12 protein-coding genes are annotated in these 12,223 nt (G+C 70.2%); 8 read left to right on the plus strand and 4 right to left on the minus strand.

What is annotated here, in order from left to right:
• Positions 1 to 123: 123 nt before the first annotated feature.
• The gene (locus AC0Z36_RS10235; RefSeq protein ID WP_485462441.1) at positions 124 to 1,746 is read left to right on the plus strand and encodes a glycerol-3-phosphate dehydrogenase/oxidase; all 1,623 of its coding nucleotides are present in this window, start codon (positions 124 to 126) and stop codon (positions 1,744 to 1,746) included.
• A 1-nt stretch (position 1,747) separates the two neighbouring features.
• Here AC0Z36_RS10235 and AC0Z36_RS10240 read toward each other — a convergent pair whose 3' ends face one another.
• Both AC0Z36_RS10240 and AC0Z36_RS10245 read right to left on the minus strand, forming a co-directional pair.
• Positions 1,748 to 2,017: a hypothetical protein gene (locus AC0Z36_RS10240; protein WP_485462442.1), complete on the minus strand. Its 270-nt coding sequence runs from the start codon at positions 2,015 to 2,017 to the stop codon at positions 1,748 to 1,750.
• Positions 2,014 to 2,316: a DUF6247 family protein gene (locus AC0Z36_RS10245; protein WP_485462443.1), complete on the minus strand. Its 303-nt coding sequence runs from the start codon at positions 2,314 to 2,316 to the stop codon at positions 2,014 to 2,016. Before AC0Z36_RS10245 ends, AC0Z36_RS10240 begins: the two co-directional genes overlap by 4 nt.
• A gap of 167 nt (positions 2,317 to 2,483) precedes the next feature.
• Here AC0Z36_RS10245 and AC0Z36_RS10250 point away from each other — a divergent pair, with 167 nt between their 5' ends.
• Entirely contained in the window at positions 2,484 to 3,050 is a 567-nt protein-coding gene (locus AC0Z36_RS10250; RefSeq protein ID WP_485462444.1) for an HIT family protein, read from the plus strand.
• Positions 3,051 to 3,180: 130 nt separating this feature from the next.
• Positions 3,181 to 3,588, plus strand: a complete 408-nt coding sequence (locus tag AC0Z36_RS10255) for a thiol-disulfide oxidoreductase DCC family protein (RefSeq protein WP_485462445.1) — start codon at positions 3,181 to 3,183, stop codon at positions 3,586 to 3,588.
• 174 nt (positions 3,589 to 3,762) lie between these two features.
• Here AC0Z36_RS10255 and AC0Z36_RS10260 read toward each other — a convergent pair whose 3' ends face one another.
• Positions 3,763 to 4,551 carry a polysaccharide deacetylase family protein gene (locus AC0Z36_RS10260; RefSeq protein ID WP_485462446.1) on the minus strand — a complete coding sequence of 263 codons (789 nt, stop codon included), beginning with the start codon at positions 4,549 to 4,551 and terminating at the stop codon, positions 3,763 to 3,765.
• 252 nt (positions 4,552 to 4,803) lie between these two features.
• Here AC0Z36_RS10260 and AC0Z36_RS10265 point away from each other — a divergent pair, with 252 nt between their 5' ends.
• Complete coding sequence (locus AC0Z36_RS10265) at positions 4,804 to 6,072, plus strand: glycoside hydrolase family 15 protein (protein WP_485462447.1); 1,269 nt, start codon at positions 4,804 to 4,806, stop codon at positions 6,070 to 6,072.
• Between the two features lie 157 nt (positions 6,073 to 6,229).
• Here the strand turns inward: AC0Z36_RS10265 and AC0Z36_RS10270 are convergent, their stop codons facing one another.
• Positions 6,230 to 8,419 carry an elongation factor G-like protein EF-G2 gene (locus tag AC0Z36_RS10270; protein ID WP_485462448.1) on the minus strand — a complete coding sequence of 730 codons (2,190 nt, stop codon included), beginning with the start codon at positions 8,417 to 8,419 and terminating at the stop codon, positions 6,230 to 6,232.
• Between the two features lie 438 nt (positions 8,420 to 8,857).
• On the opposite strand from AC0Z36_RS10270, the gene pgsA reads away from it, so the two are divergent.
• The 4 genes from pgsA to AC0Z36_RS10290 are packed head-to-tail and all read left to right on the plus strand — an operon-like array spanning position 8,858 to position 12,171.
• Complete coding sequence (gene pgsA, locus AC0Z36_RS10275; protein WP_485462449.1) at positions 8,858 to 9,514, plus strand: phosphatidylinositol phosphate synthase; 657 nt, start codon at positions 8,858 to 8,860, stop codon at positions 9,512 to 9,514.
• Positions 9,511 to 10,437: a phosphatidylinositol mannoside acyltransferase gene (locus tag AC0Z36_RS10280; RefSeq protein ID WP_485462450.1), complete on the plus strand. Its 927-nt coding sequence runs from the start codon at positions 9,511 to 9,513 to the stop codon at positions 10,435 to 10,437. The genes pgsA and AC0Z36_RS10280 overlap by 4 nt, the downstream gene beginning before the upstream one ends.
• 52 nt (positions 10,438 to 10,489) lie before the next feature.
• Positions 10,490 to 11,635 (plus strand): glycosyltransferase family 4 protein, encoded by a 1,146-nt coding sequence (locus AC0Z36_RS10285; protein WP_485462451.1) that lies wholly within the window; start codon positions 10,490 to 10,492, stop codon positions 11,633 to 11,635.
• Positions 11,632 to 12,171, plus strand: a complete 540-nt coding sequence (locus AC0Z36_RS10290; RefSeq protein WP_485462452.1) for a LemA family protein — start codon at positions 11,632 to 11,634, stop codon at positions 12,169 to 12,171. The genes AC0Z36_RS10285 and AC0Z36_RS10290 overlap by 4 nt, the downstream gene beginning before the upstream one ends.
• Positions 12,172 to 12,223: the final 52 nt, after the last annotated feature.

Raw genomic sequence — 12,223 nt, forward strand, 5'->3', positions numbered from 1 at the left:
TCCGGGGCCCGCCCTCGTTCTCCACCTGTCGGGGCGTTCCAGTCGAACAACCAGTCGGCATCCCGCCATGGTGAGCGCCCCGCAGTGCCTGTCCGCAACGACGTAAGACGGTGTGTACGAAGCATGAAGACCGCCCCCGCTCCGCTTGCTGCGCACACCATCCCGTCTCTTGCGCCGCACGCTTCCGCCGAGCGCGCCCGCTCCCGCGACGAACTGTCCCGCGGCCGGTTCGACCTCCTGGTCATCGGCGGCGGGATCCTCGGCACCGCCGTCGCCTGGACCGCCGCGCAGACCGGCCTGCGGGTCGCCATGGTCGACGCCGGCGACTTCGCGGGCGCCACCTCCTCGGCCTCGTCCAAACTCGTCCACGGCGGCCTGCGCTACCTGCAGAACGGCAACCTGAAACTGGTCGCCGAGAACCACCGTGAGCGCCGCGCACTGGGCACGTCCATCGCCCCGCACCTGGTCAGCCCGCTGACGTTCCTCGTGCCCGTGCTGAAGAACGGCCCGGTCAGCGCGCCCGTGCTCGGTGCCGGAGTCTTCCTCTACTCCGCACTGTCCGCCTTCGGCGACGGCACCGGCAAGGTCATCAGCCCGCAGAAGGCCCAGGCCGACTGGGTCCCCGACCTGCGTACGGACGACCTGCGCGCGTGCGCGATGTACTACGACCACCAGATGAACGACAGTCGTGTCGCCGTGATGACCGTCCGCGCCGCCGTCGACGCCGGAGCGGTCGTCCTCAACCACGCCGAAGTCGTCGCGCTGCGCAAGAACCAGCACGGCCGCGTCACCGGCGCGGAATTGTCCGACCGTACGGACGGCTCGTCGATCGGCGTCGACGCCCGGCTCGTGCTCAACGCCACCGGCCCGTGGACCGACCACCTGCGCCGCCTCGAGGACGCGCACGCCGAACCCAGCGTCCGGCTGTCCAAGGGCTCCCACCTGGTCTTGAAGCAGAAGAACCCGTGGAAGGCCGCGCTCACCGTCCCCATCGACAAGACACGGGTGTCCTTCGCCATCCCGTGGGAGGACCGGCTGCTCCTGGGCACCACCGACGAGGAGTACACCGGCGACCCCGCCGACGTCCGCTGCACGGAAGCCGACACCGACCAGATCCTCGGCGAAGCGGCCCACGCGGTGAGAGCCGAAGCGCTGCGCCGGGAGGACATCGTCTACTCCTTCGCCGGACTGCGCGTCCTGCCCGGCGGTCCCGGCGACGTCGCCAAAGCCAAACGCGAGACGGTCGTCACCGAAGGCCGCGGCGGCATGCTGTCCGTGGCGGGCGGCAAGTGGACCACCTACCGGCACATCGGCCGGGTCGTCTTCGACCACCTGGCCAAGCTCCCCGGCCACCCGCTCGGCGAGGGCACCGGACTGCCGCAGCTGCGCGCCATGCCGCTCCCCGGCATCGCCGACCCGAACGCCGTCGCGCAGCGTGTCCTCCTCGAAGCCGAGGCCAACCCGGACACCGCCGGAATGATCGACGCGGCTGTGGCGGGGCACCTGGCGAAGCACTACGGGTCCTACGCGTACAAGGTCATGCGCCTGGTCGAGGAGGACCCCGCGCTCGGCGAACGGCTCCACCCCGAAGGGCCGGACATCGCCGCACAGGTCGTCTTCGCCCGCGACCACGAGTGGGCGGTCACCGTCGACGACGTCCTGCGGCGGCGCACGACCGCGACGGTGCGGGGGTTCGACCAGGAGGCCGTACGGGCGAAGGTGGCCGCGCTGCTGGCCGGCGGCTGAGTCAGCCGATCCAGACGAGATTGATCGCCACGACCCGCTTGCCCCGGACCAGAGCCAGATATTGCAGGAAGCAGTCCCCGGTGGCGATGTCGACCTGCTGGATGCCGTGGGGCTTGTCCGGGTTCATGGGGCGGCCGGTGACACAGGGGCCGTCTGCGCACAGGGCATCTGCGGCCTTCAGGAACTCGGCCTGGACACGCAGGGGGAGTGCGGCGAGTGCGTCAGCGACCAGGTCGAGATCCAGCACCCACGGCTCGTCGGGTTCGGTCAAGAGGCAGCGGCCTGCGACGCCAGTCGCAGCAACGCGGACAGCTCAGCGGCCGCCGCTGCCGCATCCGGGCCCGTCTGCGCGCGTTCCTCCAACGACGTCACCCGGGCGGAAACCACCGGGTCGCGGTCCAGGAAGAACCGCTGCCGCCAGGTGAAGACGAACAGGCGAAGCGGCGCTATGGCCGACGTGGTCCGGGCCTGTTCGGCGGCCTCGGCCAGTTCCTGGTCGAAGTGCGCGAGTCGGCCGGGAGCCAGTGCGGCGAACGCAGCCCGGACGGAGGGGATGTCGTTCCCCGGCATAGGGGGCACAGTCGCGTGTCCAGAACGAGGTGCGGTGGTCGCGCTCACCTCGGGCCTCCGATCGGCTCGGTTCGTCACAGCCAGGATACGGAGATCGCGACATCAAAGTAGGTCGTAGCGCGTAAGTCCATGGTCACCCGCAGGCAGCAGCACCCCGCCCACGTCATATGCTGCCGTCCATGACGAGCGAGCCGGAGCTGGAACTGCAGAACGGGGTGGGCGAGCCGGACGGGTTCCAGCGCCTGTGGACACCGCACCGGCTGGCGTACATCAAAGGGGAGAACAAGCCCACCGGTCCCGAGCCGGACGAGGGCTGCCCGTTCTGCTCCATCCCCGCGATGAGCGACGTCGAAGCGCTCGTCGTGGCCCGCGGGACCAGCGTGTACGCGGTGCTCAACCTGTATCCGTACAACGGCGGCCACATGATGATCGTGCCGTTCCGCCACGTCGCCGACTACACCGGCCTGGACGTTGCCGAGACCGCCGAGCTGGCCGACTTCACCAAGCGGGGCATGACCGCGCTGCGCCGGGCCTCGGGTGCGCAGGGTTTCAACATCGGCATGAACCAGGGCCACGTCGCCGGGGCGGGCATCGCCGCGCACCTGCACCAGCACATAGTCCCGCGCTGGGGCGGGGACACGAACTTCATGCCGGTGGTGGGGCACACCAAGGTCCTGCCGCAGCTGCTCGCGGAGACCAGGGCGATGCTCGCGGACGCCTGGCCGACTGCCTGAAGGTCTGCCCGAACCCCTGCCCGGCCCTTTGTCCGAACCCCCGCGGCAACTTGACCGTCGTGTACGGGAGACGGCGTTTCCGCGGGTATTCCGCACGCGACGATCACGCTCATCCTGTGAGAGGACACCCATGGCCCGCCCGACTCTGATCTTCGACGGCGACTGCGCCTTCTGCACCCGCTGCGTGCAGTTCGCTGAGGACCACATCCCGTTCGACGCGGACATCACCGCCTGGCAGTTCGTCGACGACCTGGCCGAATACGGCGTCGACCAGGAACGCGCCGAGTACGAACTGCTGTGGGTCACCCCGACCGGGCGGGTGTACGGGGGCGCTGACGCCGTCGCGAAACTCCTGCTGAGCGCCGGAGGGCCGTACGCCGTCCTCGGCGGACTCATCCGTGTTCCGCCGGTGAAGTGGATCGCCGCCGCCGTCTACAAGCTGATCGCGAAGAACCGCGACAGGATGCCGGGCGGCACGGCGGCGTGCGCGCTGCCGGCGCACCTGCGGCCGGGGGCCAAGGGGACCGAGCGGGGCTGAGAGTCCCAGGCCGGGGAGACCGTCGAGGACCGCCGGGGGCCGGGCGTACGCACGTTCGCCATCACCACCAACAACTCCTCACACGCCCTGCTGCTCGCCTTCGACGCCGATGGCAAGCTCATCGGCGAAGGCGGCCAGAAGCTGCGCGAGGGTTGAGGCGCAGTCCGTACGGCCTTACTGCTTCTGCTCCTTCATCAGCTCCGACACCGTCACGAACTCGAACCCCTTCGCCCGCAGTCCCTTCGCCATGTCGGCGAGACCCTTGAGCGCGACCAGGCGGTCCTGCGGGCCGGTGTCGTGGGCGAGCAGGATCGTGCCAGGCACCGCCGCGTCCACGATGTACTTCACCAGGCCCGGCGGATTGTCGACGTACTCCGACTCGACCATCTGCAAGGACCACAGGGTCAGGTTGTAGCCGAGGTTCGCCGCGGCGAGCAGCGTCGTGCCGCCCAGGTGTCCGTACGGCGGCCGCAGGTGCGTCGGTTCCTTCCCGACGACCTTCTCGATCGCGTCGTGCGCCCGGCGGATCGCCTCGTACGCCTCGTCGGCGCCCATCGTGGCGAGGTTCTTGTGCGCCCACGTGTGGTTGCCGAACTCGTGCCTGGGGTCGTGGCCGTTGAGGATCGCCGCGTTCTTCTCGACCCGCTGGCCGACGAGGAAGAACGTCGCTGGGACGTCGGCCGCCCGCAGCGTGTCCAGTGCCATCGGCGTCCAGTTCGGCATGGGGCCGTCGTCGAACGTCAGGGCGATGAGCTTCTTGTCGGTGTCGACACTCCAGTTGACCCCGAGGTGACTGTGCTTGGGGTGCTGGTGCCGGTCGGCCGGGGTGGCGGGGCCGTGCTTCGGCTTGCCGGAGTCGCCGGGGAGCGCGCTGATCCCGGCGACGGCTCCACCGCCGGCCACCGCACCGGCGCCGACGAGGCCGACTCCGCGAAGGAAAGAGCGCCGGTTCGATTCACTCATGCGTCTGCTCGACCACCAAAGGGCATGGACTGGTTGATTGCGTAACGGAACGAGTAACGGACTGCGTGACGCACTGCGTCACGACCTGCGTGACGAGCGCCGTGACGGATTCCGTAACGAGGGGAGCCTACGACGCCTGTCACCGGCGGTTGTGCACCGGCCCGGCGCGCCATCCAACACGTCCGTACACTTTTAATAACATTTATGCGGTCCGGCTTACCGGCGGCCCGCCACCAGGACGAAGGGGCGCGCATGAGGCGGACAGTGCGCCGACTCTTCGCCCTCGTAGCCGCTGCCGTGACAGTCGCCATCGTCCTCAGTGTCGTCGGCGCCTCCCCTGAGCGCCCGACCACCCGGCCGCTGCTCATGGGCGGCATCGCAGCCGGCCCCGACGGGCTCGTCACCCTTCCGGTCGACGCCCCGGACACCCCGCCGACGGCCGCCGAGCAGGCGTGGCTGGCCCAGGGCGCGATACCCGGCCGTACGCCGCAGACCCGCGACATGGCCCAGCGCGCCCTCCTCGACATGAAACTCCTGACCGCGCCCGACGGCGCGGTTTCGGCCTCCTGGTGGACCATCTGGAAGTACACCTGGCCCCGTGACGGCAGCTGGGCCGCCGCCGCGTACGCCGCCACCGGCCACAGCTCAGAAGCACTCGCCGTGCTGCGCCACCTGGCCTCGCTCCAGCGGCCTGACGGCGAGTGGGAAGCCCGCTACGACCACACCGGCGACACCCCTGACGGGCGGGAAGCCCAGCTGGACGGCAACGGGTGGGTGCCGTGGGCGGTGTGGTTCTGGTACATGAAGCAGAACCCCGCTGACCCCGTCGCCAGCCAGGGGATGGCCGACCTGTGGCCGACCGTCGCCCGCGCGGCGGACCGTACGGCGGCACTCCTGGGCAAGGACGGCCTGCCGCCGGCCGGCCCCGACTACTGGGAGACCCGCGGCGACCAGGTGACGATCGGGACGGCTGGGCCCCTGCTCGCCGGCTTGCGGTCCGCCGCCGATCTCGGCCGCCGTACGGGACACACCGGCGAAGCCGACCGCTGGTCGCGGGCCGCCACCCGGCTCCAGGCGGGGATCACCAAGAAGTTCGGAGCGCACGGCTATCCGCGCACCGCTTCGGCCGGGGGCAAAGCCGACGCCGCGGTGACCTGGCTGGGACCGCCGTTCGCCGCACCGGACAAAAATGTCACAGAAGCCGTACGGAAGACGGCCGGCAAGCTGACGCTGTCCAACGGGGGCGTACTGCCGGGCGGTGCCTGGGGCGGCGACCCGACCGCGGCGTGGACACCGGAGACGGCGTGCTTCGCACTGTTCGCCGCAGCGAGCGGTGACCGGACTGGCGCGGACCACTGGCTGGAGTGGCTGGCTGCGCACCGGACACCGCGCGGCTCCCTGCCGGAGAAGGTCGACGCGGCGGGCAAGCCGGCTTCGGTGGCACCGCTGGCGTGGACCGGGGCGGCGGTGCTGCTCGCGCTCACCGCGCAGGAGCACGGCCTGCCGGTGCCGCCGGGCTGACCGCCCACTGTGACGATCCTGGGTTTTCCAGGGCAACTGCTCCTATTCCGGAAGCCCTGCAAAACCCAGGATCGCCACAGTGGCGGGGTCACCGCAAAAACGATCCTGGAGTTTCCCGGGCAACCCCCGCCCGGCGAACTCCAAGACCGTTTTTCTCTCAGGCCTCGGCCTGCGCCCGGACCTTCGCCGACAGTGACGGAGGCATCGGCTCGTGCCGCAGGTAGCTGCGGCTGAACCGGGCCGTACCGTGCGAGATCGAACGCAGATCAATGGCGTACCGGCTGATCTCGATCTCCGGCACCTCCGCGCGGACCAGCGTCCGGCCCGAGCCGACCGGCTCGGTGCCGACCACCCGGCCGCGCCTCCCGTTCAGGTCGGAAAGCACGTTGCCGACGTACTCGTCGGAGACGATCACCTGGACCTCGTCGACCGGCTCAAGGAGGTGGATGTCCACACTGGCCGCGGCCTCCCGCAACGCCAGCGCCCCGGCCGTCTGGAACGCCATGTCCGACGAGTCCACCGAGTGCGCCTTGCCGTCCCGCAGCGTCACCCGCAGGTCCACCAGCGGGTAGCCCGCCGCGACACCCTTGTCCATCTGGGCGCGGACGCCCTTCTCCACCGACGGGATGAACTGCCGCGGCACCGAACCGCCGACCACCTTGTCGACGAACTCGAAGCCGGATCCCACGGGCAGCGGCTCGACGTCGACCTCACACACGGCGAACTGCCCGTGCCCGCCGGACTGCTTCACATGCCGCCCGCGTCCTGAGGCGCTCGACGCGAACGTCTCGCGCAGGGAGACCTTGTGCGGGATCGCGTCCACTTCGACGCCGTAGCGGGTGCGCAGCCGTTCGAGCAGCACCTCCACATGCGCCTCGCCCATGCACCACAGGACCAGCTGGTGGGTGTCAGGGTTGTGCTCGAGCCGCATCGTCGGATCCTCGGCGACCAACCGGGCCAGACCTTGCGACAGCTTGTCCTCGTCCGGCTTGCTGTGCGCCTCGATGGCCACCGGGAGCAGCGGGTCCGGCATCATCCACGGCTCCATGAGCAGCGGATTCTCCTTGTCCGACAGCGTGTCGCCGGTCTCCGCGCGGCTGAGTTTGGCGACCGCGACGATGTCACCGGCGATGCCGAGGGGGATCTGCCGCTGCGCCTTGCCCAGCGGGGACGTCAGCGCGCCCACCCGCTCGTCGACGTCGTGGTCCTCGTGGCCGCGGTCCTCCATGCCGTGCCCGGACACGTGGACGACCGCGTCGGGTCGCAGCGTGCCGGAGAACACCCGGACGAGACTGATCCGGCCGATGTACGGGTCGGAGCTGGTCTTGACCACTTCGGCGACCAGCGGGCCTTCAGGGTCGCAGGACAGCGGCTCGCGTGGTTTGCCCTCCGGAGTCGTCACCGGCGGGACTTCGTGCTCCAGCGGGGACGGGAAGCAGCGGGTGATCAGTTCGAGGAGTTCGACGCTGCCCAGGAGGTTGCCCGAACTGGTGCCCAGGACGGGGTAGAAGGAGCCGCGGGCGACCGCCGTCTCCAGGTCGCCGACGAGCACGTCGAGGTCGATGGTCTCGCCGGCGAGGTAGCGGTCCATGAGGGACTCGTCCTCGCTTTCGGAGATGATCCCCTCGATGAGCCGGTTGCGCGCGTCCTCGATCAACGGCAGGTGCTCGGGGTCGGGGTCGTGTTCGACGCGGGTGCCGGTCGAGTAGTCGAAGATCCTCCTCGACAGGAGGCTGATCATGCCGCCGATGTTGTCCTCGTCGGCGTGCAGCGGCAGGTACAGCGGCAGCACGGCGTCGGGGTCCGGGTCGCCGAAGACCCGCTGGCAGATCGCGACCATCTCTTCGAGGTCGGCGCGGGCCGCGTCCAGTTTGGTGACGACGATCGCCCGGGGCATCCCCACGGCGGCGCACTCGTCCCAGATCATCTTGGTGGAGCCGTCCACCCCGTCGGCCGCCGAGACGACGAACAGCGCCGCGTCCGCGGCCCGCAGGCCGGCCCGCAGGTCGCCGGTGAAGTCGGCGTAACCGGGGGTGTCCAGGAGGTTGACCTTGACGCCCTCGAACACGAGGGGGGCCAGGGACAACGCCACCGAACGGTGCTGCCGGTGCTCGATGTCCTCGAAGTCGGAGACAGTGGTGCCGTCCTCGACGCGCCCGGCGCGCGGGACGGTTCCGGTCGCTGCGAGCAGCGTCTCCACCAGGGTCGTCTTGCCGGCGCCGGTGTGGCCGACCAGGACCACGTTACGGATCGCCTCCGGTCGTTCGACGACCGGTGCTGTACCGCCGGGCTGGTTCTGGCCGCGTGTGCTGCCGGCCCGGCTTCGGTTGCCTGCTTTGTCCGCCAATGCGCCCACCTCCTCAGTGTTCGTGGACGTACGGGGGCGCGCCGAGAGTCTCCAACCGATCGTTGACGATGCTCAGATGACGGTCACAGGCGCAGACGGCCCCGGGTGTCCGGTGTCAGGGACGGTAGGCGTACCAGCTTTCCGCCGGTGCCCGGTTGTGCACAAGTGTCCGTCGGGTCCGGATTCTCCACCATCGCGCCACGCCGTGCGGGGGCGGCCCCGCGGTTCCGGGGTTTTCGGCCGTGGTGTCCGGTGTGGCCCGGGAACGCGGGGCGATGCCGCGCGGCGGAGCACCGGGCCACGCGGGCGGAACAGTGGTGGGGGTCCGTGGCCGGGACCGATCAGTCAGTACGATGGCCCGACCGGGTCAGCCAGGGCTTCGCAGCAGGCACACCTTGGTACTGCCCACTTCTCCCAACGTCAGGAATCGGGAAGGCGATGCTCAACAAATACGCTCGTGCCTTCTTCACGCGCGTGCTCACCCCCTTCGCCAGCTTCCTGATCCGCCACGGGGTGAGCCCGGACACGGTCACCCTGCTCGGCACCCTGGGCGTGGTCGCGGGCGCACTGGTGTTCTTCCCCATGGGCTGGTTCCTCACGGGCACGCTGGTGATCACCGCGTTCATCTTCTCCGACCTCGTCGACGGCAACATGGCGCGGCAGATCGGGCGGTCCACCAAGTGGGGCGCGTTCCTCGATTCGACACTCGACCGGGTGGCTGACGCGGCGGTCTTCGGCGGGTTGGCCCTCTGGTTCGCCGGCGGCGGCGAGAATCTGCGGATGGCCGCACTTTCGATCTTCTGCCTGGCGACCGGCCAGGTCGTGTCGTACACCAAGGCCAGGGCCGAGGCCCTGGGCCTGCCGTGCGACGTCTCCGGCCTTGTCGAGCGCGCCGAGCGCCTGGTGGCCTCGCTGGTCGCCACCGGGCTCAGCGGGCTCGGTGTCCCGTACATCCAGGAAGTCGCCCTGTGGGCCATCGCGGTCGGCAGCTTCTTCACCATCTGGCAGCGGATGACCACCGTGAAGCGGGAGGCCGCGGAGGTCGACCCGCCGCCCCCGCCGCGCGGCTTCATCCCTGACGGGGGAACTGCGTGAGCAGACTGAAGGACCGTCTGACCGACGCCGCGTACGGTGCCGGCTGGGCACTTGTCGGACGGTTGCCCGAACGGGTGGCCGCAGCCCTGTTCCGCACCATCGCGGACATCGTGTGGCGACGCCGCGGCGGCGGCGTGCTGCAACTGGAGAAGAACCTCCGCCGGGTGCTCGGCCCCGATGTGTCCGAGACGCGGCTGCGGGAGGTCTCCCACGCGGGGATGCGCTCGTACCTGCGCTACTTCGGCGAGGCGTTCCGGCTGCCGTCCTGGTCGGAGCAGCACATCATGGACGCCATGGTGCTCGACGACGTCGAGCGGCTCGAAACCGCCCACGCCCGCGGCAAGGGCGTCGTCTTCGCGCTGCCGCACACCGCCAACTGGGACTGGGCCGGGGCGCACATCGCGATCCACGGCTACCCGTTCACCACGGTCGCCGAGCGCCTCAAACCCGAGTCCCTGTTTGAACGGTTCGTCGCGTACCGCGAATCCCTCGGCATGGAAGTCCTGCCGCTCACCGGCGGCGCGGGCACCCTGGGCACGCTCGCCCGGCGACTGCGCGAAGGCCGCCTCATCTGCCTGCTGTCCGACCGTGACCTCACCGCCTCCGGCGTGCCCGTCACGTTCTTCGGCGAAGAGGCCAGGATGGCCGCCGGGCCCGCGGCCCTCGCCGTCCAGACCGGCGCCGCGCTCATCCCCGTCACCCTGTCGTACGAGGCACCCGGGATGCGCGCCCAGCTCCACCCCGAGATCGAAGTCCCCGCCACCGGCACCCGGCGGGAAAAGGTCGCCGCGATGACCCAGGCCGTCGCCGACTCCTACGCCCGGGGCATCGCCCGCCACCCCCAGGACTGGCACATGCTCCAGCCCCTGTGGCTCGCCGACCTCGACCAGGCAAGACTCAGGAAGGCCGAGGCCAGCCAGTGAAGACGACGAGCGAAGCGACGAGTGCGGCCGGAGCAAACGCTTGGAGCCCGCGATGAAAATCGGCATCGTGTGCCCGTACTCGTGGGACGTCCCCGGCGGAGTGCAGTACCACGTACGCGACCTGGCGGCCTGGCTCATCGACAAGGGGCACGACCTGTCCGTCCTCGCACCCGCCGACGACGACACACCCCTGCCGCCGTACGTCGTGTCCGCGGGCCGGGCCATCCCCGTCCGCTACAACGGCTCCGTCGCCCGCATCAACTTCGGTTTCCTGTCCGCGGCCCGGGTCCGCCGCTGGATCCACGACGGAGACTTCGACGTCCTGCACATCCACGAACCCTCCGTACCCGGCCTGTCGATCCTGGCCTGCTGGGCGGCCTCCGGGCCCATCGTGGCGACCTTCCACACGTCCAACCCGCGCTCCCGCGCGATGATCGCCGCCTACCCGATCCTCCAGCCCGCACTGGAGAAGATCAACGCGCGCATCGCCGTCAGCGAGTACGCCCGCCGCACCCTCGTCGAACACCTCGGCGGCGACGCCGTGGTCATACCGAACGGCGTGGACGTGGGCTTCTTCGCCGGTGCCGAACCGAAAACCGAATGGCAGGGTACGGAGGACTCGCCCGTCATCGGTTTCATCGGGCGCATCGACGAATCCCGCAAGGGCCTGCCCACCCTCATCGAGGCGTTCCCCGCGATCGTCGCGGCGATCCCCGGTGTGCGCCTGCTCGTCGCCGGTCGCGGCGACGCTGAGGAAGCCGTCGGAAAGCTCCCCGGGGAACTGCGCGACAAGGTCGAGTTCCTCGGCATGGTCAGCGATGAGGACAAGGCCCGGCTGCTGCGCAGCGTCGACCTCTACGTCGCGCCCAACACCGGCGGCGAATCCTTCGGCATCGTCCTCGTCGAAGCCATGAGCGCGGGGGCGCCCGTACTGGCGTCGGATCTGGACGCCTTCCGCCAGGTCCTCGACGCAGGCAGGGCCGGAGTGATGTTCCCCGTCGAGGACGCGGGCGCGCTGGCCTCCGCCGCGGTCGCCCTGCTGCGCGATCCGGAGCGCCGCGCACAGCTCCGCGACGACGCGGCCCGGCACGTCCGGCGCTTCGACTGGGACGCAGTCGGCGCTGACATCCTCAGCGTCTACGAGACGGTCACCGCCGGAACGGCCACACCGCGGGAAGCCACTACCCTTCGCACGTGACCACCGCCATCTGGATCATCGTCGCCGTTGTCGTCCTGGGTATCTACCTCAGCTGGACGGCCGGCCGCCTCGACCGGCTGCACACCCGGGTGGACTCCAGCAAGGCCGCCCTCGACGCCCAACTCGTCCGCCGTGCCGCGATCGCTATGGAGGTCGCCACCTCCGGGCTCCTGGACCCGGCCTCCGCCCTGGTCCTGGCGGGGTCCGCGCACGCCGCCCGCGACGCCTCGGACGAGGAGCGCGAACTGGCTGAGAGCGAACTCTCCCGCACCCTGCGCCTGGTGTTCGAGGAGCCGGAGCAGCGCGACGACTTGTGCGCCCGCCCCGGCGGGACCGAACTGGTGGCCGAACTCCAGACCGCTGTGCGCCGCGTCCCCATGGCCCGCCGATTCCACAACGACGCCGTACGGGGCGCACGTGCCGTCCGCCGCCACCGCATCGTGCGCTACCTGCGTCTCGCCGGCACCGCTCCGTACCCGGTCAGCTTCGAAATGGACGACGAAGAGCCGCCCACGCTGACCCCCGGTGGACCCTGAACCTGACGGATCAAAGGCCAACCTGTACTAATTGGCCCTGGTCGTTCGACAA

This window comes from Kitasatospora sp. UYEF31 (genome assembly GCF_057291755.1).

What these genes read in the sequence shown, in the direction of transcription:
- AC0Z36_RS10255 (WP_485462445.1), top strand. Translation starts at nt 3,181, where the DNA reads ATGGCCCGCCCGACTCTGATCTTCGACGGCGACTGCGCCTTCTGCACC.
- AC0Z36_RS10265 (WP_485462447.1), top strand. Translation starts at nt 4,804, where the DNA reads ATGAGGCGGACAGTGCGCCGACTCTTCGCCCTCGTAGCCGCTGCCGTG.
- pgsA (WP_485462449.1), top strand. Translation starts at nt 8,858, where the DNA reads ATGCTCAACAAATACGCTCGTGCCTTCTTCACGCGCGTGCTCACCCCC.
- AC0Z36_RS10285 (WP_485462451.1), top strand. Translation starts at nt 10,490, where the DNA reads ATGAAAATCGGCATCGTGTGCCCGTACTCGTGGGACGTCCCCGGCGGA.
- AC0Z36_RS10245 (WP_485462443.1), bottom strand. Translation starts at nt 2,316, where the DNA reads ATGCCGGGGAACGACATCCCCTCCGTCCGGGCTGCGTTCGCCGCACTG.
- AC0Z36_RS10250 (WP_485462444.1), top strand. Translation starts at nt 2,484, where the DNA reads ATGCTGCCGTCCATGACGAGCGAGCCGGAGCTGGAACTGCAGAACGGG.
- AC0Z36_RS10260 (WP_485462446.1), bottom strand. Translation starts at nt 4,551, where the DNA reads ATGAGTGAATCGAACCGGCGCTCTTTCCTTCGCGGAGTCGGCCTCGTC.
- AC0Z36_RS10235 (WP_485462441.1), top strand. Translation starts at nt 124, where the DNA reads ATGAAGACCGCCCCCGCTCCGCTTGCTGCGCACACCATCCCGTCTCTT.